The 23,322-nt window shown below is 31.5% G+C and carries 19 protein-coding genes; 15 read left to right on the forward strand and 4 right to left on the reverse strand.

All coding sequences use genetic code 11. The features are described from left to right. The 11 genes from pepT to B5D14_RS04550 all read left to right on the forward strand — a co-directional run bounded on the left by pepT (position 1) and on the right by B5D14_RS04550 (position 9,689). Positions 1 to 1,221, forward strand: coding sequence for a peptidase T (gene pepT, locus B5D14_RS04500; protein WP_078711400.1), 1,221 nt, complete (start codon positions 1 to 3; stop codon positions 1,219 to 1,221). Positions 1,222 to 1,223: 2 nt separating this feature from the next. Continuing rightward, the gene (locus tag B5D14_RS04505) at positions 1,224 to 2,153 is read left to right on the forward strand and encodes a 1-phosphofructokinase (RefSeq protein WP_078711401.1); all 930 of its coding nucleotides are present in this window, start codon (positions 1,224 to 1,226) and stop codon (positions 2,151 to 2,153) included. Positions 2,154 to 2,231: 78 nt separating this feature from the next. Then, on the forward strand, positions 2,232 to 2,825 hold the full coding sequence (locus B5D14_RS04510; RefSeq protein WP_078711402.1) for a TlpA family protein disulfide reductase: 594 nt from the start codon (positions 2,232 to 2,234) through the stop codon (positions 2,823 to 2,825). A gap of 103 nt (positions 2,826 to 2,928) precedes the next feature. Beyond that, a complete protein-coding gene (locus tag B5D14_RS04515; protein ID WP_078711403.1) occupies positions 2,929 to 3,183 on the forward strand; it encodes a thioredoxin family protein in 255 nt (84 codons plus the stop codon). 3 nt (positions 3,184 to 3,186) lie between these two features. Next, positions 3,187 to 3,639 (forward strand): GNAT family N-acetyltransferase, encoded by a 453-nt coding sequence (locus tag B5D14_RS04520; RefSeq protein ID WP_078711404.1) that lies wholly within the window; start codon positions 3,187 to 3,189, stop codon positions 3,637 to 3,639. 198 nt (positions 3,640 to 3,837) lie between these two features. Then, complete coding sequence (gene cls, locus B5D14_RS04525) at positions 3,838 to 5,367, forward strand: cardiolipin synthase (RefSeq protein WP_078711405.1); 1,530 nt, start codon at positions 3,838 to 3,840, stop codon at positions 5,365 to 5,367. A gap of 111 nt (positions 5,368 to 5,478) precedes the next feature. Beyond that, positions 5,479 to 6,150, forward strand: a complete 672-nt coding sequence (locus B5D14_RS04530) for a peptidoglycan recognition protein family protein (RefSeq protein WP_159443724.1) — start codon at positions 5,479 to 5,481, stop codon at positions 6,148 to 6,150. Then, entirely contained in the window at positions 6,137 to 6,895 is a 759-nt protein-coding gene (locus B5D14_RS04535) for a threonine/serine exporter family protein (RefSeq protein ID WP_078711407.1), read from the forward strand. The genes B5D14_RS04530 and B5D14_RS04535 overlap by 14 nt, the downstream gene beginning before the upstream one ends. Further along, entirely contained in the window at positions 6,895 to 7,323 is a 429-nt protein-coding gene (locus tag B5D14_RS04540) for a threonine/serine exporter family protein (RefSeq protein ID WP_078711408.1), read from the forward strand. The genes B5D14_RS04535 and B5D14_RS04540 overlap by 1 nt, the downstream gene beginning before the upstream one ends. A 115-nt stretch (positions 7,324 to 7,438) precedes the next feature. Continuing rightward, on the forward strand, positions 7,439 to 8,731 hold the full coding sequence (locus tag B5D14_RS04545; RefSeq protein ID WP_078711409.1) for an MFS transporter: 1,293 nt from the start codon (positions 7,439 to 7,441) through the stop codon (positions 8,729 to 8,731). Next, complete coding sequence (locus B5D14_RS04550; RefSeq protein ID WP_078711410.1) at positions 8,721 to 9,689, forward strand: alpha/beta fold hydrolase; 969 nt, start codon at positions 8,721 to 8,723, stop codon at positions 9,687 to 9,689. Before B5D14_RS04545 ends, B5D14_RS04550 begins: the two co-directional genes overlap by 11 nt. A 56-nt stretch (positions 9,690 to 9,745) precedes the next feature. Here the strand turns inward: B5D14_RS04550 and adhE are convergent, their stop codons facing one another. The 4 genes from adhE to B5D14_RS04570 form a co-directional block, all read right to left on the reverse strand. Continuing rightward, positions 9,746 to 12,421 (reverse strand): bifunctional acetaldehyde-CoA/alcohol dehydrogenase, encoded by a 2,676-nt coding sequence (gene adhE, locus B5D14_RS04555; protein ID WP_078711411.1) that lies wholly within the window; start codon positions 12,419 to 12,421, stop codon positions 9,746 to 9,748. 148 nt (positions 12,422 to 12,569) lie between these two features. Beyond that, positions 12,570 to 14,267 (reverse strand): hypothetical protein, encoded by a 1,698-nt coding sequence (locus tag B5D14_RS04560; RefSeq protein ID WP_078711412.1) that lies wholly within the window; start codon positions 14,265 to 14,267, stop codon positions 12,570 to 12,572. 66 nt (positions 14,268 to 14,333) lie between these two features. Then, positions 14,334 to 16,034 carry a hypothetical protein gene (locus tag B5D14_RS04565; protein ID WP_078711413.1) on the reverse strand — a complete coding sequence of 567 codons (1,701 nt, stop codon included), beginning with the start codon at positions 16,032 to 16,034 and terminating at the stop codon, positions 14,334 to 14,336. A 120-nt stretch (positions 16,035 to 16,154) separates the two neighbouring features. Next, a complete protein-coding gene (locus B5D14_RS04570) occupies positions 16,155 to 16,424 on the reverse strand; it encodes an acylphosphatase (RefSeq protein ID WP_078711414.1) in 270 nt (89 codons plus the stop codon). A gap of 305 nt (positions 16,425 to 16,729) precedes the next feature. Between B5D14_RS04570 and B5D14_RS04575 the strand changes: the two genes are divergently transcribed. The 4 genes from B5D14_RS04575 (at position 16,730) to B5D14_RS04590 (ending at position 22,943) form a co-directional block, all read left to right on the forward strand. Further along, positions 16,730 to 19,333, forward strand: coding sequence for a calcium-translocating P-type ATPase, PMCA-type (locus B5D14_RS04575; RefSeq protein ID WP_078711415.1), 2,604 nt, complete (start codon positions 16,730 to 16,732; stop codon positions 19,331 to 19,333). Between the two features lie 206 nt (positions 19,334 to 19,539). Further along, on the forward strand, positions 19,540 to 20,487 hold the full coding sequence (locus tag B5D14_RS04580; RefSeq protein ID WP_078711416.1) for a glycosyltransferase: 948 nt from the start codon (positions 19,540 to 19,542) through the stop codon (positions 20,485 to 20,487). Positions 20,488 to 20,859: 372 nt separating this feature from the next. Next, entirely contained in the window at positions 20,860 to 22,149 is a 1,290-nt protein-coding gene (locus B5D14_RS04585) for a sensor histidine kinase (protein ID WP_159443725.1), read from the forward strand. Further along, complete coding sequence (locus tag B5D14_RS04590) at positions 22,140 to 22,943, forward strand: response regulator (protein ID WP_078711418.1); 804 nt, start codon at positions 22,140 to 22,142, stop codon at positions 22,941 to 22,943. The genes B5D14_RS04585 and B5D14_RS04590 overlap by 10 nt, the downstream gene beginning before the upstream one ends. Positions 22,944 to 23,322: the final 379 nt, after the last annotated feature.

Raw genomic sequence — 23,322 nt, forward strand, 5'->3', positions numbered from 1 at the left:
ATGAAAGTACAAGATAGATTAATACAATATAGTAAAATAAATACACAATCAAACCCAGAAAGTAATACAGTACCAACAACAGCTTGCCAAGTTGAGTTTTCTAAAATGCTTAAAGCAGAGATGGAATCAATTGGTTTAGTAAATGTAAAACTAGATGATCAAGGATATTTGTATGGTACACTACCATCAAATGTGGACTATGAAGTAGATACAATTGGTTTTATTGCCCATGTAGATACAGCACCAGATTTTACTGGTGAAAATGTAAATCCACGTGTTATTGAAAATTATGATGGTTTAGACATTCAACTAAATAATGAAGTTGTAATGAAAATAAGTGATTTTCCAAAATTGGAAAAATTAAAAGGAAAAGATTTAATTGTAACAGATGGAAATACTTTATTAGGTGCTGATGATAAAGCAGGCGTAGCTGAAATTATGAGTGCTTGTGAATATTTAATTGCTCATCCAGAAATTAAACATGGAGAAATTCGAGTTGGCTTTACGCCAGATGAAGAAGTTGGACGAGGTGCTAGCTACTTTGATGTAGAAGGATTTAATTCTAAGTTTGCTTATACAATGGATGGTGGCGAAGTAAATGTCGTTGCCGATGAAACATTCAATGCTGCAAGTGTTGATGTGAGTATTAAAGGATTCAGTATTCATCCAGGTGAAGCAAAAGGGAAGATGATTAATGCGCTGAATGTTGCCCAAGAATTCCATGCATTATTTCCAAAATCAGCACGCCCTGAAACAACAGAGGGAAGAGAAGGATTTAATCACCTTACAGATATGGAAGGCAGTGTAGAGGAAGCAAAGATGCATTATATTCTACGTAATCATGATGCTCGTAAGTTAGATCTGCAAAAAGAAGCAATGGAGTTAGCGAAAGAATATATCAATAAACTCTATGGACAAGAACTAGTATCAATTTCTATTCATGATGAATATAAAAATATGTTTGAAATACTTAAAGATAATCCAGAACCTGTACAAATCGCAACAAAAGCTCTTAGTGAATTAGGAATAGATGTTGAGAAAGAAAGTGTACGTGGAGGAACAGATGGTGCAACATTAACATTTAAGGGATTACCTTGTCCAAATCTTGGAACAGGTGGTGGAAATTACCATGGTCGTTATGAATATTGTTGTATACAAGAAATGGAACAAGCTGTATCTTTAATTGTTAAAATTGCAGAATTAGTCGCTAGTAAGGAGTAACTATGATTTATACTTGCACATTGAATCCATCATTAGATTATTACATGGAATTTTCTGAGGAGTTAAGTAAAGAATCTACCAATCGTAGTCAACTAGAATATTACGAAGCAGGTGGAAAAGGAATAAATGTTTCAATTGTGTTGAATAATTTAATGATACCTTCTCGTGCCCTTGGTTTTATTGGAGGATTTACAAAAGATTTCTATATTAATTTACTTCAAAAATATGAATACATCCAACCAAGTTTTTGTTACATTGATGGGCATACACGAATTAATGTCAAAATAAAAGCGAATGAAGATAGTATTGATTTAAATGCAGCAGGACCTTATATAACTGATAAGAATATGGAACAACTTATCGCAAGGTTAGAACGTTTGGATGAAAATGATATTTTAGTTTTCTCTGGAAATAGTCCAAACTATTTACTCGACCAAGTAGAAAAGATGTTGAAGGATTGTGCCAAAGAAGGTGTACGTGTTGTACTGGATACAAATCCAAATATCATTAGCCGTTGTTTGCAATATAAACCGTATTTGATAAACCCAAGTTTTACAGAACTAGAAGAAATTACGGCATTGTCATGCGGTACACTAGAAGAGATTATCATTGCAGGTAAACATTGCGTAAAGCAAGGTGCAAAGAATGTAATGATAAGATTAAAAGAAGGTTCTTTACTGGTTAACAAAGAAGGTGTTTATCGATCTCAACAAACTGAAACGACAATGACAGGTATTAATACTGTGGGGATGAATGATGCAATGGTTGCTGGTTTTGTCATGAATTCACTACGAACAACAAAAGCAATTGAATGCTTTAAATTCGCAAATAGTTGTAGTGATGCAACAGGATTTTCTAAGAGTTTGGAGATTAGAGATAAGATTAATGCAATCTATGACAACATTGAAATTGAAAAACTAGAAGATTTTTAATTATGTAAAATTATGTGTTCCTCTTGTTTATAACATCTTGTTTTGGTAAAATGATTTAGTTGAAAAGAGGTAATTCAAATGAAAAAAATATTAACTTTAGTTTTAACAGCGTTCTTATTGTTTGGTTGTTCAACTACACCTACAGGTGGGTCTTCAACTAAAGAAAAGATTGATGTTTCAACATTAAATATCTTAGATTTAAATACTACTGATGCAGACATGAGTGGTTATACTTTATTGACAGATACAAAACATGTTTACAAAGAAATTACATTGGAAGAATCAATTCGTTTATTTGAAGAAAAAGGATCTGGTGTAATTTATTATGGGTACAATTCTTGTCCTTTCTGTCAACAAGCTGTTCCTGTATTAAATAATGCAGCTCGTGAAGAAGGTTTAGATATCTACTATGTAGATGTAATGAGTGATGAAGGAAATAGTGAAGAAGCATACAACACATTAGTTGATCACATTAAAGACTTCTTAATTAAAGATGAAGGGGAACCAGTATTCTATGTTCCACAAGTCTTCGTAATTAAGGATGGAGAAATTGTAGGTGATCATTTAAGCCTAATTGAAAGCTATGATATTAGTTTAGGAAAAGATATGGATGAATCACAACGTAATGAGTTAAAGAAAATTTACATTGATATGATGAATAAACTACGCTAAGCGTAGTTTTTTATTGTTTTAAATCGTGCTAAAATAGAGATAGCAAAGCATATCCATACTCAAAACAGTCGAATACTGCTAAACTATAATTAGAGGTGATAAAATGAAAAAGATTAAAATGTTTATGTTTGATGGATGTCCACATTGCAAAAAGGCATTAGATTTTTTAGATGAATTACGTAAAGAAGATAAATATAGTCATGTAGAAATTGAAATGATTGATGAGCATAAAGAACCAGATATTGCAAATCAATATGATTATTACTATGTGCCAACTTTTTATGTGGATGAAGTCAAAGTACATGAAGGAACTGTTACTCTTGAACAAGTAAAAGAAGTTTTAGATAAGGCAATATAATCTATGTTTTGGCCATTTCAAAAACCAAAGTATACTGATGGAGAAATTGATTTAGTTGAAACTTATCAACTAAAAGGTAGTAAAGAAAATAATTTTATACCATCAATATGTTATGATATTCGACTACACGAGTCTAATAAAAAAGTTGGACGTTGTGATTTGAGGATTGGAATGGATCGAGAATTATATCTTGTGGGTAATATTGGATATAGTGTAGCCAAAGAGTTTCGTGGTCATAATTATGCATACAAAGCTTGTAAGATATTATTTCAACTCGCAAAAGATAAGTATTTAATGGATCAGCTAATCATTACATGTAACCCAGATAATATTGCATCCAAAAAGACATGTGAAAAATTGGATGGGAATTTAGTTGAAATTGTAGATGTACCCTTAGGCCATTGGTTAAGAAATCAAGGTGATTTAGAAAAATGTGTTTATTTGTACTATCTATAAAATCATGATTAAATAAAGTGGTAGATTGCAAAATTTATCACTTTTTTTGCGGTTTAATATAAATCATTGAGGATAAGAGGTATTGAATAGTGTAGAAATCGAGTTTTTATACTTCGAAATTCTTAAGATTTACAAAGTTTTGATAGTATTTCTAGAGAGTTAGTAGTGATTTTGCTATAATATTCACGAAGGTGTTATATGAAAAGAATCTTAAGTTTACTTTCTAATCGATTATTTATGGTTGCGATATTGATACTATTCCAACTTATTTTTATGATGACTGTCCTATATCGACTAGGTGAAATTGATCGAAATGTAAACTTTGTGTTGTTGGTATTAAGTTATATCATGGTTATTTATGTTATAAATAAACAAGGAAATCCATCATTCAAATTAGCTTGGTGTATACTGATTCTAATTGTACCAATTTTTGGTGGTATTTTTTATTTGTTGTTTGGGGATAAAAAAGTTCCAAAAGCGTTGCAAAAAAATATGTTGGCTTCAATTCAAGAATCATTACCGCTTATTAATCAAGAGGATGAGATATTAGATGATGTAGAGAAACTGAATTATTCAGCGTATAAACAATTTTCGTATGTATGGAAGAATACATACTTTCCAGTTTATCGTAATACAGCTGTTGATTACTTTAAAATAGGAGAGGAAAAGTTTGCTGCAATGGTGTCTGAATTAAAAAGAGCCAAACATTTTATTTTCCTTGAGTATTTCATTGTTGAAGAAGGTTTATTTTGGAATACAATTTTGGATATTTTAGAAACAAAAGTCAAAGAAGGTGTTCTGGTGCGAATGATGTATGATGATGCAGGCTGTGTTAGTACACTACCAGCTCATTATAAAAAGACACTAGAAGAAAAAGGGATTGAATGTGCAGTATTTAATCCACTTAAAGCACAACTTGTTGTGCAAATGAATAATCGAGATCATCGCAAGATTTGTGTTATTGATAACCAAGTAGGATTTGTTGGTGGTATAAATTTAGCGGATGAGTATATTAATAAGGTTGTACGTTTTGGACATTGGAAAGATACAGCGGTTATGTTAAAAGGTGAAGCTGTATGGAGCTTAACAATTATGTTTCTTCAGTTTTGGAGTTATGTAAAGAAGATTAAAAATACAGATTATTTAGAGTTTAAATTAAATACAGATGTAGTTAATCATGACGGATATGTTCAACCATTCAGCGATTCTCCAACAGATCACGAAGAAGCAGGACTTAATGTTCATATGAACTTAATCAATAATGCACGTAAATATATTTATATCGAAACACCTTATTTAGTTATTGGTTATGAGATGCAGAAAGCTCTATCATTAGCCGCAAAAAGTGGGGTTGATGTACGAATCATGACGCCTCATGTTCCAGATAAATGGTATGTTCATTTAGTCAGTCAAGCAAACTACTTGCCACTTATTCGTGAGGGTGTAAAAATTTATGAATATACACCGGGATTCGTTCATTCAAAGACAATGGTTTCAGATGACATGATGGGTATATGTGGAACAATCAATATGGATTATAGAAGTTATTATCTGCATTATGAATGTGGTGTGCTGATGTATAATACAAAAGCATTGTTGGATATGAAAAGAGATTTCCTACAAACTCTTGAAGAATGTACTGAAATTACGATTGAAGATTGTAAGAATGAAATATTAATCAAACGAATATTGCGATCAGTACTAAACTTCTTTGCACCTTTAATGTAAACTATAGTAGTTACCTAGCTTATGGAATCCATAAGCTTTTTCTTTGGATTTACCTTTTATATTATTTATTGAAAGGTAGTTCTAGTGTATAATGAATGCATGATGAAAAAGATGAATAAGCAAAGCAAAATTTTAATCAGTATGGTTGCAATACTTCTTGTAATAGCTATTGTTTTATTATGTGTTTTTTTAATTTGGAATAAAAAAGAAGTGAGAACATATGCAACGGTTGATGCAGGATTAATTAGTGCGAAAGATATAGAAATTATTACAGATTATTTAGCTGTTGAATCTGATAGAAGACCAAAAATTGAAAGAGAGATTAAGTGGATTGTTATTCATGAAACTGACAACCGTGGTACAAGTGCAACTGCTTCGAATCACAATTCATTTTTGCATAATGATCAATCACAAGTAAATAGTTGGCACTACACGGTGGATGATACAATCATCTATCATCATTTGCCAGACAATGAAGTAGGATGGCATGCAGGAGATAAAAAAACTGAAGATGGTGGTAATATGAATGGAATCGGTATTGAAATGTGTGTCAATCAAACCGGAGATTACAATCAAACATTACACAATACAGCTAAGCTTGTTGCTGTGCTAATGAATAGTTATGATTTGACAATGGATGATGTCAAGTTTCATCGAGATTTTTCTGGGAAAATATGCCCGCATCGATTGTTTACTGAAGGAAGAACAAAAGAGTTTCTAGAAATGATAGAAAATGAGTATAATGAATTAAGAGTAGAGGAAAATAAGAATGAATCCAAATAAAGTAATTCAATTATCAATCAAGGCTGGCTCACTTTTACTTGAAAGTGGTGCTGAAACATATAGAGTTGAAGACACGATTGTAAGAATTTGTAATAATTATAATATGGAAGATACAAATTGTTTTTGTACACAAACTGGGATTATGCTAAGTTCAATTTATGAAGGTACAACTTATTCTCAAGTAGCTCGTATTAATACAAGAAGTACCAATCTAGATCGTATAGCTAGAATAAATCAATTATCAAGAGATGCAAAAACATTAGATGTTTTGGACTTTGAGAAACAGTTAAATGAAATCATGCAAACAAAGACGTATAGTTTACTTACCAATATTTTATTTGCAGGAGTTTGTACTTGTGGATTTGCGTTGTTATTTAAAGGTACTTTAATGGATGCCATGTGCTCATTTGCTTTAGGTGCATTGGTGAGATACTTTACCTTATTCTTTGAATCAAAAAAACTTAATTCATTTTTTAACATTTCAATGTGTGCTATTTTTATAACATTATCTGCATTAATATTTGAGCAAGTAGGAATTGTATCAAATAGAAATACAGTGATTATTAGTACAATCATGTTACTTGTTCCAGGTCTTGCGATTACAAATGCTATCCGTGATTCAATTGCTGGTGATTTAGTAAGTGGTACTGCTAGAGGTGTTGAAGCACTCCTTATTGCTATTGCAGTTGCATTAGGAAGTGGTATTGCAATGACGGTATGGATAAGTTTAGGAGGTATAATTTAATGATACTTTCTATTTTTGGAGCATTTCTTGCAGCACTGGGATTTGGTGTAGTATTTAATGTACATGGCAAAGCATTGATTGCAGCAGCGGTTATTGGAACAATAGGTTATACATGTTATGAACTTCAAATGATGATGGGGTCTTCGAATATTGTTGCATTATTCATATCAGCCATGATATTTAGTGGTTGTAGTGAAATAAGTGCACGTAAACTAAAAACGCCAGTGACTGTTTTTCTTATTATTGCATTAATTATCTTAGTTCCTGGAAAAGGGATGTATTATACAATGTTAGAAATTATTCAAGGAAATACAAATCAAGCAATTTTAACTGGTATTGAAACATTTGCAAGTGCAGGTGCACTAGCACTGGGAACTATTTTCATATCAACATTTGCGAAATTATTGCCTAACAAATCAAAAAGTTAGGCTTTTTATTTGAAAATATTCATATGAAACTGATAGTTGCGTTGTTTCAAAGCAAAGTTGGTGGTCGCAACTGAGCACTTTTAGTTAAGATTCATCTATGAAACGAGGATGAATTATGGAAAAAAGAACTTACAAGCAATTACTAAAGCAAAAGAGTTTCATTGCTTATGCATTTGCTAATGTATTAAATAGGTTAGGGGATAGTTTAGATAGTATCGCATTCGTCTGGATTGTATATGCCATTACAAATAATCCTGTTTGGTCTGCAGCTATTTTTGGAATTAATAGGTTACCAACAATTTTACTCCAACCCTTTCTCGGTGTTTTTGTTGATAAACTAAATAAGAAATTTGTTTTAATCTTTACAGATCTTATTCGTGCATCATGTGTTGCTTTTGTTTTGATTGGTTATAGTCAAGGTTGGTTAAATGTAGCCCATTTAATTATTACAACACTCATTATCTCATCAGCAGAAGCATTTCGATTACCTACTTCAACAGCAATGTTGCCTCATTTACTGAAGTCAGAAGATTATGAATATGGTGTATCTTTGAATCAGGGGTTACAAGGTACAGTTGAACTTATTGGTTTAGGAAGTGTTGGTTTCATTATTGGTATGTTTGGTATTCATACAGCACTTATTATCGATATGTTTGCCTTCATCGGATGCAGTCTTATGATGATTTTTGTTCACTACAAACCAATTGAAGCTAAACAAGGAGATACTAAGTCAAGTTTCATTACAGATTTTGGTGAAGGGATAAACATAATTAAAGGTAGCAAAATTATTATCTATATTATTTCCTTGGCAGTTATACTAAATGGTATAATGACACCCTTTAATGCATTTCAAATACCGTTGATAAAAGAAATACTTAAATCACCAGATCAGATGATATCAGTTATAGGGATAAGTTTTGCATTTGGAAGTATTCTTGGATCAATTGCTTTTCCTAAAATAAATGAGCGAATTAATGAATTTCAATTGGTAAAAATTGGAGGATTAGCACTCATAATTATTTACGTTGCACCCTTAGTTATTGGAAGAATAAGTTCAAATGTATTACTAACTTCAGTGCTACTCTTTATATCATTATCAACATCAGGTTTTTTGATTACACTACTAAATACATACGCAAATGTACTTTTAGTTAAAATAGTAGCACCTAATTTCTTAGGAAGAGTGAATGCGATTTTAATTGCTTCATGCCAAGCTGCTACACCAGTAATTTCGTTTATTGCAAGTGGCATTGTTGTGTGGATGGGTGTTAAGGGAATATTTATTGGATGCGTAGTTCTATCGATTGTTGCCTACTTTACTTTTATGAGTAAGAAAGTTTATACTAATATGGTGCAAGATGAATTTGAAAAAATTAATTTAATGGAGAAAGTTCAATATGAAAATTGATGAAAAAATAGTAATAAGAATAAATGATCAAGATCAAGGAATGTTTATAACAACGGATGATTTGAGTAAACCAGTTCTTTTGTTCTTACATGGTGGACCAGGTCAGCCAACCATTGCGTTGTGTGATAAATATCCAACAGGATTAGATAAGTTATTCACAGTTTGTTGGTGGGAACAAAGAGGGTGTGGAATAAGTTATGATTCTAAAATGGATAAGAGTTTGATGAATGTACAACAATTCATAGATGATACATTGATAGTAACCGACTATTTAAGAAAACGCTTCAAGAAAGAAAAAATTTATATCATGGGGCATTCATGGGGTTCTGTTTTAGGTATTTTAACAGTTCAGCAAAATCCATCAGTCTTTGAAGCCTATATGGGAATAGGGCAAGTAACAAATCAAGATTTATCAGAGAGATTGGGTTATGATTTTATGTGTAAAGAATTTATGCGATTAAATGATTCCAAAAATTTAATTAAACTAAGAAATCATGAAATGATTGAAGGAAAACCAATAGCTAATTCTTACTTAATGACGAGAACTAAATTTATGATGAAACTTGGAATTGGAGTAATGCACAAAAATATTTCAATCACTGAAATTTCAAGTGTAACCCTATTCTCGAAAAGATATACAGTAAATGAAAAAATAAAATATTTAAGAGGTATGAAATTGTCAATGGATTGTTTATTTGATGAGGTCATGAGTAAGAATTATATGGTCGAAGTGCCAACACTGGATATTCCAGTTTATATTTTTCAGGGGAAATATGATTATCAAGTATCTTATCAATTAGCCAAGGAGTATGCAAAAAAACTTCAGGCACCACAAGTGGGATTTTATACCTTCCTTGATTCAGCACATAGTCCGTGTTTCGAAGAGCCTTCAAAGATGATAAGAATTATTGAAACAGATGTATTAAACAACCAAACAACTTTAGCAGATCATTTATGATAACTAATAGACAAAAGAAAAACGGATTTTCATCCGTTTTTGCTATTTTTAAATGATTAGAATCCTTTGTATGCTTCTAACATAATTTGTTTGATATCCTCAACCATTGGTACACGAGGGTTAGCAGGTGAACATTGGTCTTCATAAGCAAGGTATGCAATTTTTTCAAGATTTTCTTTGAATACTTTTTCATCAATACCTTGATCTTTGAATGACATTTTGATACCACAGTCTTTACCTAAATTACCACAAGCAGTTGCGTAAGCTTCTACACCTTCTTCAATTGTTTTGAATTTTAATCCAAGAAGTTTAGCAAGTTCAGCGTATTTTTCATTTGCTTTGTAGTAATTGTATTTTGGCCAGATACCAGGTTTTTCTGGTTTTGTACCATTGTAACGAATTACATGTGGCATTAAGATTGCGTTTGCACGTCCATGAGGTACATGATATTCTGCACCAATCTTATGAGCGATTGAGTGGTTAACCCCTAAGAAAGCATTTGCGAATGCCATACCAGCAATTGTACCAGCATTATGCATTTTCTCACGTGCTTCAGGATCATTTTTACCATTTGCTACAGCTCTTGGTAAATATTCAAATACCATTTTGATTGCTTGTAATGCTAAACCATCAGTGAAGTCATTTGCAAGAGTACTTACATAAGCTTCAGTTGCATGTGTTAATACGTCCATTCCAGTATCTGCAGTAATTACAGCTGGAAGACTCATTGTTAATGCAGGGTCAACAATCGCAACGGTTGGAGTTAATGAGTAATCTGCTAATGGATATTTCTTTCCTTCTTCGCGGTCAGTAATAACAGCGAATGGAGTAACTTCTGATCCTGTACCTGAAGTAGTAGGGATACATACAAGTTTAGATTTCTTTCCTAATTCAGGGTAACGGAATGCACGTTTACGAATATCCATGAATTTTTGTTTCAAATCATCAAAGTTTACATCTGGTTGTTCATAGAATAACCACATACCTTTTGCAGCATCCATACTTGAACCACCACCGATAGCGATAATTGTATCTGGTTTGAATGCTTCCATTAAACTTAAACCTTTTTTAACAGTTTGAATACTTGGATCTGGTTCAACATCACAGAATAATTGAACTTGTACTTTATTACGTCTACCTTCTAATTGATCAGTTACACGAGTTACATATCCTAAGTCAACCATTGAACGGTCAGTTACGATGAATACTCTTTCAACATCACGCATTGAGTGTAGGTATTCGATAGAATCTCTTTCGAAGTAGATTTTAGATGGCACTTTGAACCATTGCATATTATTTCTCCTTTTACCAATTTTCTTGATGTTTAGTAAGTTGATAGCACTAACATTATCTGATACTGAGTTATGTCCATAAGATCCACATCCTAGAGTTAATGAAGGGATAAATGAGTTATAAACATTACCAATACCACCGAAAGTACTTGGAGAGTTCCAAATAATACGACAAGCTTTAATTCTTTCACCAAAGCGTTTTGCAAGGTCAGCATTCATTGTATGTATTGCAGCACTATGTCCAATACCATTGAACATAACCATTGCTTCTGACTTGTCTAAACCATCTTCAACTGAATTTGATTTTAAGAATGCAAGAACTGGTGATAATTTTTCACGAGTCATTGGTTCATTAGGACCAACTTCTTTACATTCAACAGCGATAATACTTGTTTTTGGATCAATTGTAAATCCAGCTTGTTCTGCAATCCATGCAGCAGGACGACCTACTACAACTGGATTAAGTCGAGCGTTATCCACATCTTTAGAGTAAGCAGTTACGCCAAACATAAATTTTTCTAATAATTCTTTTTCTTTTTTACTAGCAAAGTGAACGTTATAATTTTTGAAAAGTTCTACAGCATCATCATAAATTTCTTTATCAATAATTGCAGCTTGTTCAGAAGCACAAATCATTCCGTTATCAAACGCTTTTGATAAACAGATATCATTTACTGCTTGTCTAAGATTAGCAGTTGTTTCAATGTATGCAGGAACGTTACCAGCTCCAACACCTAATGCAGGTTTACCACAAGAGTAAGCAGCTTTAACCATGGCATTACCACCAGTAGCTAAGATTGTTGCAACATCAGGATGGTTCATTAATGCATTTGTAGCTTCCATACTAGGTTGATCAATCCATTGAATACAATCAGCAGGAGCACCAGCAGCGATAGCAGCATCATAGATAACTTTAGCTGTAGCAGCTGAACAGTTTTGTGCATTTGGATGGAATCCAAAGATAATTGGATTTCTTGTTTTTAATGAAATAAGAGATTTAAAGATTGTTGTTGATGTAGGGTTAGTAACAGGTGTAACACCTGCAACAACACCAACTGGTTCAGCGATGTATGTTAAACCTTGAACTTCATCTTCAGAAATAACACCAACGGTTTTAAGGTGACGCATATGATTTACTACATATTCGCAAGCGAATAGATTTTTAGTTGCTTTGTCTTCAAAGACACCACGTTTAGTTTCTTCAATTGCAAGTTTAGCAAGATCACCATGTTTATCTAAAGCTGCAACAGAACATTTTGCAACGATGTAGTCAATTTTTTCTTGATCGTAGCTAGCATATTTATCTAATGCGATTAATGCTTTTGCGACTTTTTCATTGACTTCAGGAACATTTGTTTTACCTACTGTTTCAACAGGTAAAGCCTTTTTGACTTCTTTTTTAGTAGAGTTACTCTTATTAGTTGTTTTTTTAACAGCCATGTTATCCTCCTATTGTGAAAACTTTCACTTTGTAACGATTGAAGTATATCACTAGGAAAATAGGCTGTAAATAGCAAAAGTTAAAAAAATCACAAGTAATCGCTTTCATTTTGAAAATGTTTTTTTTGTTACCGTTTACATCGATTTTCTATTTATTTTCTCTCTTTATTTTTGTTGAAAACAAGACAAAGATAAGTGTGAAAATAGAGATAAATCCGCTAAGCGATTGAAGGCTAGTTCCTTTATAATAAATATGTAATCTAGGATCTTGTAATGCGTAATCTTCATTAATTTGAATTGTTACTAAACCAGAGTCTGGATCACCAATAGCATCAAGTATACAAACAACCTTATCCCCATCTTTTATTTCAGCAACATAACCGATATAGAAAGTTCTAGGTAATATAAAATAATCATTTTTCTTTAGTTGGTTAACTTTGATTGTATAAGAATTATAAGATGAGGAATCAATGATTTCAAAAGCACTAATAGAATTAGTTTTGATTTGATCTCCGTAATAGCGATAATCAATATTCGCATTCATTGGTAAATAATCAGGTGTAGATAATTCCTGAATGTTATACCAAGATTCATAACCAAGAAATTGAAGGTCGTTTTTAATTTCATCTGATGTTGTTATGGGTGTAATAATTCCATAGGTGGAATAAATACCATAAAGCTGAATCACTGAAACAATGGTAATCATACTGATTAATATTGTATTGAATATTTTTCGATAGGTTTCATCAACATCAAAATTTAATAATGCATAGCCTGCAACAAGCGCAAGAAATGAAGATGCGGGAATGAGTAAGCGTGTTGGAAATTGTAAGAAACTAAAAAGCGTAAAGAATTTCCATGGAAATAAGTTAGTTGTCATAAAAATCATAAGGTAACTTGATAAAATCAAGAAATTCATAAATTGTGTTCTCTTGCTTTTATTCATGAAAAAATAAAGTAAAGGAATAAATAAAAGAAAGGGACCAACAGAGTCACAAAGGTAATTGCTAGCATCAGTTCTAAAATCAAATATAGATCCAAAGTTCATTGCATAATCACTTAATGAGAGTGTACCAAAGTATCCATTGATGCTATACCTTGAACCTGTCATTTGTTGAAGTAAGGGTAGTGTAAAGAAACAGGTTAAAAAGAATCCAGTTATTGCAGTGATGATAATGCTAAAGCATCTTTTTTTATCAGATAATAATTTCTTAAAATTAAGAAGAATAAGAATTCCATATAAGATAACCATAAGAACAAAAGAAATATTATGAGATAACAAGAGTCCACAAAATCCAAATAATAGTATTCTGTTTTTACTTTTATCATCATATAAAGAATGATAAATACCCACTATCGTGATGGGTATAAAAATAAATGCTAATACCTCACCAATAGCTCCACGTTTATAAAAATCAGACATGTAGAAACAATTCAAAATATAAACCATGACAGTGATATAAGAGTAGATGCGTTTATTTTTTAGAAAGTATGAAGCACAATAAAACATACTTAATGAAGCAAAGAAGCAACAACCAAATAGAAAAATTTGATACGTATAAAATAAATTAACTCCAAGTATTCTAAGTAATGCAGGAATATAGAGGAAAAAGAAGGAATAAAACATAGGACTTCCATAACCAAAATTAAAATTTTGCTCAAAGAATACACGTGGGTAAAAATCACCACCACGAATAGCGATACTTAAAGCTTCAATTCGATTTAAATGAAATGAAGTATCAGGACCTATTGATATTTGACCATTTAGAAAGGGTAAGCATAGGAAAATTGTAATGGCAAGACAGAAAATAATGGGTTGAAATTTCATGAATGATTTTTGTCTCATAGAATTACCTCTCTAACAAAATAGGCATAATAAAAACAACTAGGATTAGCCAATTTTTTTAATAATTTATTTCTTGATTTGTTGAATGATTGTAAATACTAGATAGATAAATAAGGAAATCACTGAAATCCAACCACTTACTTGTTGAATCAATGTACCTTTATAGATAACTTTGATGGTTACAAATTGTTCGTCATTTTGTGTTACAGTAGGTTCTATTCGTACTAGCCCAGTTTCAGGATCGCTCGTTGCTGTTAATTTTTCAATTAGTTGCTCATTTTTATAGACTTCGGCGGCATAACCTTTGTAGTAAGTTAGTGGAGCAACATAATAAGTATCAGCATTAATTACAGGTAAAGAGAAAGTGAAATTGTTGTATCCAAGATAGGGTTTATTTACAGTGATTGTTTCTTCACTATTTGTTAATACAACAGTGCCATGCATACGATGATCAACATTTGTAACAATTGGTAAATAATCTGGTGATGATACTTCAAGTAAGTTATACCAATTAGCAGATCCTAAGAACTGTTCATCATTAGAAAGTTCTTCACCTTTTGTATGTTTTGTAATAATTCCAGGAGTTCTTGTGTATCCAAATAATTGAAGAACACCAACAAGTACAACAACAATCAGTAATCCTTTATTGAAAAACGCTTTGTACTTTTTATGAATTGGAGCATATGCAACGGTATAGCCAGCACTAAGTGCTAACAAGCAAACAGAAGGAATAAGTAATCGTGTTGGAAATTGTAAGAAACTTAAGAATTTAAAATATTGCCATGGAAATAGATTGGTGGTCATTAAGACCATAATATATCCTGCGATAATGCAAAATGTTATGAGTTTATTTTTTTTCTTTGTAAATGGATAAAGAAGAGGAATAAATAAAAGAAATGGTCCAACTGAATCACATAAATACTTGCTTTCATCTGTACGAAAGTCAAAGATATCTCTAAATTTCATTGCACTATCAACTAATGAAGTTGTTCCAAAGTAATCACTAATACGATAACTACCACTTGCTAATTGCTCAATCATTGGAAGTGTAAAGAAACAAGTCATTAAGACTGAGAAGATTGTGATAAAGGAAATCCAAATAATACGCTTTCTATTTTTTAAAAGATATTTGATATGAATCAATAAATAAATACCGTAAAGGATGACCATAATAACAAATGAGATGTTATGAGATAAGAGTAAGCCACAAAAACCAAAGACAAGGATATACTGTTTCTTAAAGCTACTGTGAATTGAATGATACATTCCCATAATAACGATAGGAATGAAGATGAAAGCTAATGTTTCTCCAACAGCACCTCGTTTATAGAAATCTGACATATAGAAACAATTCCATATATAGAATAAAACAGTAAACCAAATGTATATTTTTTTATTTTTATTTAATATAAGAGATGCACATTTATACATTGATATGGATGCAAGAAATGCACAGACAAACAAGAAGATATGATAGGTGTCATAAACACTAATGCCAATGATACGTAATAATGCAGGAAAATAAAGAAAGAAGAAAGAATAAAACATGGGACTACCATATCCAAAATTATAATTTTGATGAAAGAAAATACGAGGGTAAAAATCATTGTTTCCAATCGCAATACTTAATGCTTCAATTCGATTCATATGAAAAGCAGTATCCGGACCAATAAATATGGATTCATTTAAGTAGGGATAACAAAATATAAGAGTAATAATGAAACAAAATGAAATCATAATCAATATATCTAAGAGTTTTCGCTTCACAGGTTAACCTCCGAAAGTCTACAAATGTAATCTACATTTAATTTACAGTCTTTGTTGACAGTTGTCAACAGTTAAGAAATTTTGAAATAAAAAAATAGAGTGACTCTATTATGTGCAACTCTATCTGTATTTAAAGAATCTTTCATTGGGATTTAATGGAATTTCTTTAATTGTTATGTTTGTAACTTTGATGAAATGATTTCCTTCACGTAGAATTCTTAAGACTTTATCTATTTTTTCTACTTCGCCTTGAATTTGTATTTCAACCATTCCATTATCCATATTTCGCACCCAACCAGTGCAATTATTTTTCATTGCATTCATTTGCGTATAATTTCTAAACCCAACACCTTGTACTTGTCCTTCGACGATAATGAAATATCTTTTCATAAACCCATCCTCATCTATAGTATATCATGAACATTGAAACTGATAACTTTGATTGCTTAAAAATTGATAGAATTTTATAATAAATGTAGTTGGAATAGGTCCGGCGGTTGCTAGGAATTTCATTGACAAACGATGGCAAACGTAGTATCTTTTTATCATTGAGTAGGGGAGTAGCTGCAGAAAATATTCTGTGTAAGTATTCGACATCTCGGTGAAAACCCGGATACTTAAATCTCTTGATAAGCAAGACCTATCCATTGCAAAAGTGGGTGGAGTCTTGCTTTTTGCTTTTCTAGGAGGAAAATATGTTTTATAACAGAACAAAAGACCAAGTTGTAGAAGAATTACAAAGTAATGAACAAAAAGGTTTACATCAAAGTGAGATTGAAACAATAAGAGCGAAATGTGGTACCAATGAATTGAAAGAAGAGAAGAAGCAATCAATCTTCATTAAATTTTTATTGCAATTCACAGATCCACTTATCATTGTTTTGATTGCTGCTGCAATCATATCAATCGTTGTTGATCCACATGAATGGATTGATAGTTTAATTATATTAGTTGTTGTCGTATTTAATGCTATTTTAGGAGTTGCTCAAGAAAACAGTGCTGAAAAATCACTAGAAGCATTGAAGAAAATGAGCGCACCGAATACAAAAGTAATTCGTAATGGAGAAAGATATACTATTCCTTCAAGAGAATTAGTTGTTGGAGATGTGGTCATTCTTGAAGCAGGAGATTTAGTTCCAAGTGATGGTAGAATTTTAGAATCATATAATCTACAAATAGATGAAAGTGCATTAACTGGAGAATCACTACCAGTTAATAAAATCAGTGATGTCATTGAGCTTGAAAATTGTCCATTAGGTGATCAAAAGAATATGGCTTTCGCAAGTACTGTAGTTACTTATGGACGTGGTAAGATGATTATCACAACTGTCGGTATGGAAAATGAAGTTGGTAAGATTGCATCGATGTTGATGAGCTCAGAGAAAGAAACAACGCCACTTCAAAATAAATTAGCACAAATCAGTAAAGTAATTGGTGTTATGTGCTTAGGAATCTGTGTAATCGTATTTGGACTTGAGTGGATGTCAGGATTAACAATTCTTGAATCATTTAAAACATCGGTAGCCTTAGCAGTTGCTGCAATCCCTGAAGGTTTAGCAACTGTTGTAACAATCGTTCTTGCGATTGGTGTAACAAAAATGGTTAAAAACAATGCAATTGTACGTAAACTACCAGCTGTAGAAACTCTTGGATCAGCAAGTGTTGTATGTAGTGATAAAACAGGAACATTAACACAAAACAAAATGACAGTAGTAAAAACATTTACTGCTAAGAATGGTATTGAAGATTTTAATGGTGAAGGTAATGTGGATGTAAGAGAAATGATGAAATGTTTCACTCTTTGTTCAGATGCTGAATTAAAATTTGAAAATGGTGAAACTAAATTATTAGGAGATCCAACTGAAACTGCATTAGTAGAAGCAAGTTTCAAGATGGGTGATAAAAAAGAAGATTTATACATGATTGCAAAACGTGGAGATGAAATTGCTTTTGATTCTACACGTAAATTAATGACAGTGTTCTATGATACTGAAGATGGTGTGCTTTCAATTACTAAAGGGGCACCTGATGTTATCATGGCAAAATGTATTAACACACCAAGTGATGCAAGTGATGCAAATGAAAAAATGGCAAATCAAGCATTACGTGTATTGGCAGTAGCAATTCGACGTTGGAAAGAGGTCCCAGTTCTACTTGATGCAAGTGAAGTTGAAAATCAAATGACATTTGTTGGACTTGTTGGGATGATAGATCCTCCACGTCCTGAAGTAAAAGTAGCAATTGAAGAAGCAAAACAAGGTGGAATCCGTACTATCATGATTACAGGTGACCATGTAACAACAGCAAAAGCAATTGCACAAGATTTAGGTATTTTAAATGAAGGTCAAAAAGCGATAACAGGTACTGAGTTATCAAATATGACAGATGAAGAATTATATACAGAGTTAGAAAAAATAAGTGTTTACGCACGTGTTGCACCAGAACACAAGGTGAGAATTGTTAGTATGTGGCAAAGTAAAGGACATGTAGTAGCAATGACTGGAGATGGTGTAAATGATTCACCAGCTCTTAAAAAGGCTGATATTGGATGTGCTATGGGTATCACAGGTACCGATGTAACAAAAGGTGCTGCTGATATGATCTTAACAGATGATAATTTTGCAACAATTATTCATGCAGTAAGAGAGGGTCGTGGTATTTACAATAACATCAAGAAAGATGTTCAATTCTTACTATCTAGTAATATTGGAGAAGTTATCACAATCTTTGGAGCATCAGTAATCAGTTTATTTGGATTTAATTTAGGTGTTCCTTTATTACCAGTTCACTTGTTGTGGGTTAACTTAATCACAGATACATTACCTGCATTTGCATTAGGACTTGAGCCAGTGGATAAAGATATTATGAAAGAGAAGCCAAGACCAAAGAATGAAAGTTTCTTCGCTCATGGACTTGGATTTACAATAGCATGGCAAGGTTTGATGGTTGGTATATTAACACTAACTGCATACATCATTGGTAATAATGTAAATCATGAAATTGGTATGACAATGGCATTTATGACATTATCTCTATCACAATTATTCCATGCATTTAATATTAAGAGTACACACAGTATTTTCCATAGAACAATATTCAATAACAAGTATTTATGGGGAGCATTAGCTGTAGGTATGGCATTACAAATTATTGTTATGTATGTCCCAGGAATCAATGGTATCTTTAATTTAGTTCCATTAGATTCACAATATGCATTAATTTCTCTTGGATTTGCATTATGTCCAATTGTGATTGTAGAAATAGTTAAATTATTTAAGAATCATATCTTTAAGAAATAAGCAATAAGAGAAATTTGCTTTTCAGAAATAAAATTTAGTGCACCTTGTTAATTGGATAGGAATTTACAGGGTGCATTTTTATTATGAATAAATAAACAAGAGAATAAGGAATTGAAATATATAGATAATGAAATTATTTTGAGGTGTAGTGGTAAAAGGAAGTATAATATATAATATTACTAAATACAAAGCATTGGAGAATAGATATGATTAGTGTTATAGTACCAATTTTTCATACAGAGAAATACTTGCAAAAATGTGTTAATTCAATTTTGTGTCAAACATATAGTGACTTAGAAGTTATTCTTGTAGATGATGGAACTACTATATATGAAGCGAATTTATGTGATGATTTCGCTAAAAGGGATGCTAGAGTCAAAGTCATACATAAGTTAAATGGTGGGTTGTCTAGCGCTAGAAATGTAGGATTAGAATTGGCAAGAGGTGACTATGTTGGGTTTGTTGACTCAGACGATTATATTCATCCCCTGATGTATGAGACTCTTCTAAAAAACATGATGGGCTCAAATGCAAATATATCTACTTGCGAAGTATACAAAACATATGAAAAAGAAGAAATTAAAGGAAGTATAACTAATAAAATAAAAGTAATTCATGAAAAAGATATGTTTTATGAATTATCAAGAGATCCCCTCAATATGGTAATTATGTGCAACAAACTATATAAAAAAGAATTATTTGATAATATCAAATTTCCAATCGATAAATACCATGAAGATGAGTTTGTTATTCATCATTTATTATATGAAGCAAAATCGGTTGTATATACAGATGCAAAATTGTATTTCTATTTACAAAATCGTGAGAATAGTATTGGTAATGAATTTAGCGAAAAAAAATTACAAGATGCTTGGAATGCTTTTGACAATAGATGTCAATTTATTAAAGAGATAAATCACCAGGATTATTTACGAGCAAGAGTTGATCAAATATGGTTGACTATGAATAACTACAAACGGTGTAAGAATAACAATTCTAACAATTATCTAGTTTATCGAAAGAAATTTTTTAATCTTATTAGAGATTTTAAAATTTGGAGTAAAGCAGGTTTCTTTGTAAGTGCAGGATGGTGTGTATTTATCATTTGTCCAAGTTTATACTTTTGCTTAATTGATTACAAGAATAGGAATTAGAGAGAATATTAATAGAACTCAAAGTTAAGCAATATTAGCAATATGGAAGAAATAAATCATCAATAAATAGAATGCCAAATATTGAAAATTATGCTTTAATAATGTTTAATATGAGATCTATGTATAGCTGCGGATTAAGTATTTAATGAAAAATATTGTAATCAATACAAATTAAAAACTGAGAGAAGGTTCTATATAGTTGATTTGGAGTGAAAAAATTTAGTTAAAACATTTTATAAAAATTTAATTCGATAAAATTTTATGGGTAAAGTAAGAAGCATTTTATATGTTAATTGAAATAGTATTAATAAGATGCAAGAAAGGAAAAGATATTTATGTACCTTATGTGCAAGAATATCATGGAAAATAAATATGGAAATTGCTAACGGTAGCTTAGAGATATTTGCTGCTTTAGTTATCATTATTTTGTTAGTCAGTATGTATAATGAAAAAAATTCAGACGTATTTGATAGAAGTCTTACAATAATGGTCATTTTTCATTTAATGGTTTTAATTTTGGATGCACTGCACTGGTTCTTTTATCAACAAATCAATTATCCTATTTTAATGATTTTGCTCTCAGTGCTTCCTACAGTGTTATCTTTGGTTGTAAATTCAATATTTGTATTTTTTGTAATAAAATTTCTTTCGCAACGTGGTCCAATATCTGAAAAAATAGCAATACCAAGTATACTTCTCTTTGCATTTTCAATTCTTATATGGACAATTTTTATCATGCTAAATGGTGTATCAAGTGTTGTAAATGTGCAAACACAATTTGATGTCATGAATTATGGATGGGGTTATTGGTTTGGACATTTTGCGTGGGCTTCTGTTTGTGTCATTGGAATATGGATGATTTTACAATGTCATCAAAATTTAAATAAGAAAGAACGATGGGCACTGCTTAGTTATTGTTTTCTTCCATTAATTGCTTTTGGTACGCGTTTTTTTTGGAATGGTCCACAAATATTTCTTTCGATTTCGCTTTCTTTGATTTGGATATATGCAGTAATGCAAAGAGGGCAGCGACAACGATTGCAGGATAGAGAGAACGAACTTATACAAGGTCGTATGATGATTTTATTGAGCCAATTACAACCACATTTTATGTATAACACACTTACAACAATTTGTGGATTATGCGATGAAAATCCAAAAGAAGCAAAGGAAGTAACTGCTAATTTCGCAGATTACATAAGACATAACCTAAATTCACTAACTCAAAAATCACCTATACCGTTTGTTGATGAATTAGAGTATATTAAGACATACCTTAGTATTGAAAAGAAACGATTTGAGAATAAACTAAATGTTGAATTTGATTTAGAAGTAATTGATTTTAATATTCCTGCTTTGACTATCCAAGTGCTTGTTGAGAATGCAGTAAAGCATGGCATAACAAAAGTAAAAAAAGGTGGAACGATTAAGGTGAAAACAGTAGAAGAACTGAATTATTTTGAAGTTATTGTTAGTGATGATGGGATTGGTTTTGATATTAGCGAAATACAGCATGATAATAAAGAGCATATTGGAATAAATAATGTGCGTACAAGATTATGGATGATGTGTAAGGGTACACTTTCAATTGAAAGTAAAGTAGGATATGGAACAGTTGCAAGATTAACAATACCCAAAGGAGATATAAAAAAATGTCAGTAATAGCGGTAGATGATGAGAGAATTGCTTTACAACTTTTAATAACTTCAATTCAAGAAGTATTACCTAATGTCAAAGTGAATGGATTTAGTACAGGAGAAGAAGCTCTTTCTTTTGCAATTTGTAGCACATGTGAATTAGCATTTTTGGATATTGATATGGGAGATGTTGATGGTATAGAACTTGCCAAGCAACTAAAAAAATTGAACCCAAAAGTGAATATTATATTTGTTACAGCATATAGGCAATATGCAGTAGACGCACTTACTTTACATAGTAGTGGGTATATCTTAAAGCCAATTACCACTGAAAAAATAGAATGGGAACTAGAAAATTTACGCCATCCCATAGATTTGTTTTGCAATCATGAATTATGGTTTCAGTGCTTTGGAAATTTTGAAGTGTTTATTAATGGAATACCAATGAAATTTACTTACAGTAAAACCAAAGAGTTATTAGCTTACTTAATTGATCGAAAAGGAGCTGCTTGTACAAATGGAGAAATCATTGCAACTTTATGGGAAGACATTGATTGCGCAAGAAAAAGAAATTCCTATTTAAGAGACTTAAAATCAGATTTATGGCGCACATTTTCAGAATTTGGAATAACCGATGTGATTTGTAAAAAACGGGGTACAATTTCAATTATTCCAAGCAAAATTGCTTGTGATTATTACAACTGGATGAATGGTGAACTCCACGCAATTAATTCATACAAAGGTGAGTATATGTCACAGTATAGTTGGGGTGAATTTACACTTGGAGGAATTGAAATGACAAAACCTCATTGTAGATAACAATAATTCATACGAAAAATGTAGTACCCACTTGATAGGAAGAAAAATTTACATATAGTAGTGGGATGTATTTCTAATTTGATTAGAAGTACATTTTTTTTATGTTGTTCTTAATTCAATCCAGATTGTAATAAATATAGCTTGGAATGAACGAAATATGGAAAGATACAATTTAAAAACGACGCTTTACCGACACTTGATTTATTATAATAGGTCAGTTAAATACTAGGCTATAAAAATTGATAAGCACAAGAATTCTAATCAAAAGTTCAAGGCAACATTTAATAAAATGTAGCGAATGCTAATAAAGAAACAAATGTTCTCATTGAAGCTTAAAATCTAAAGGATTGGTTTACAAAGTTTCATTTAAATGTACTGG

This window comes from Anaerorhabdus furcosa, assembly GCF_900167375.1.
In the GTDB taxonomy this organism is placed as follows: domain Bacteria; phylum Bacillota_I; class Bacilli_A; order Erysipelotrichales; family Erysipelotrichaceae; genus Anaerorhabdus; species Anaerorhabdus furcosa.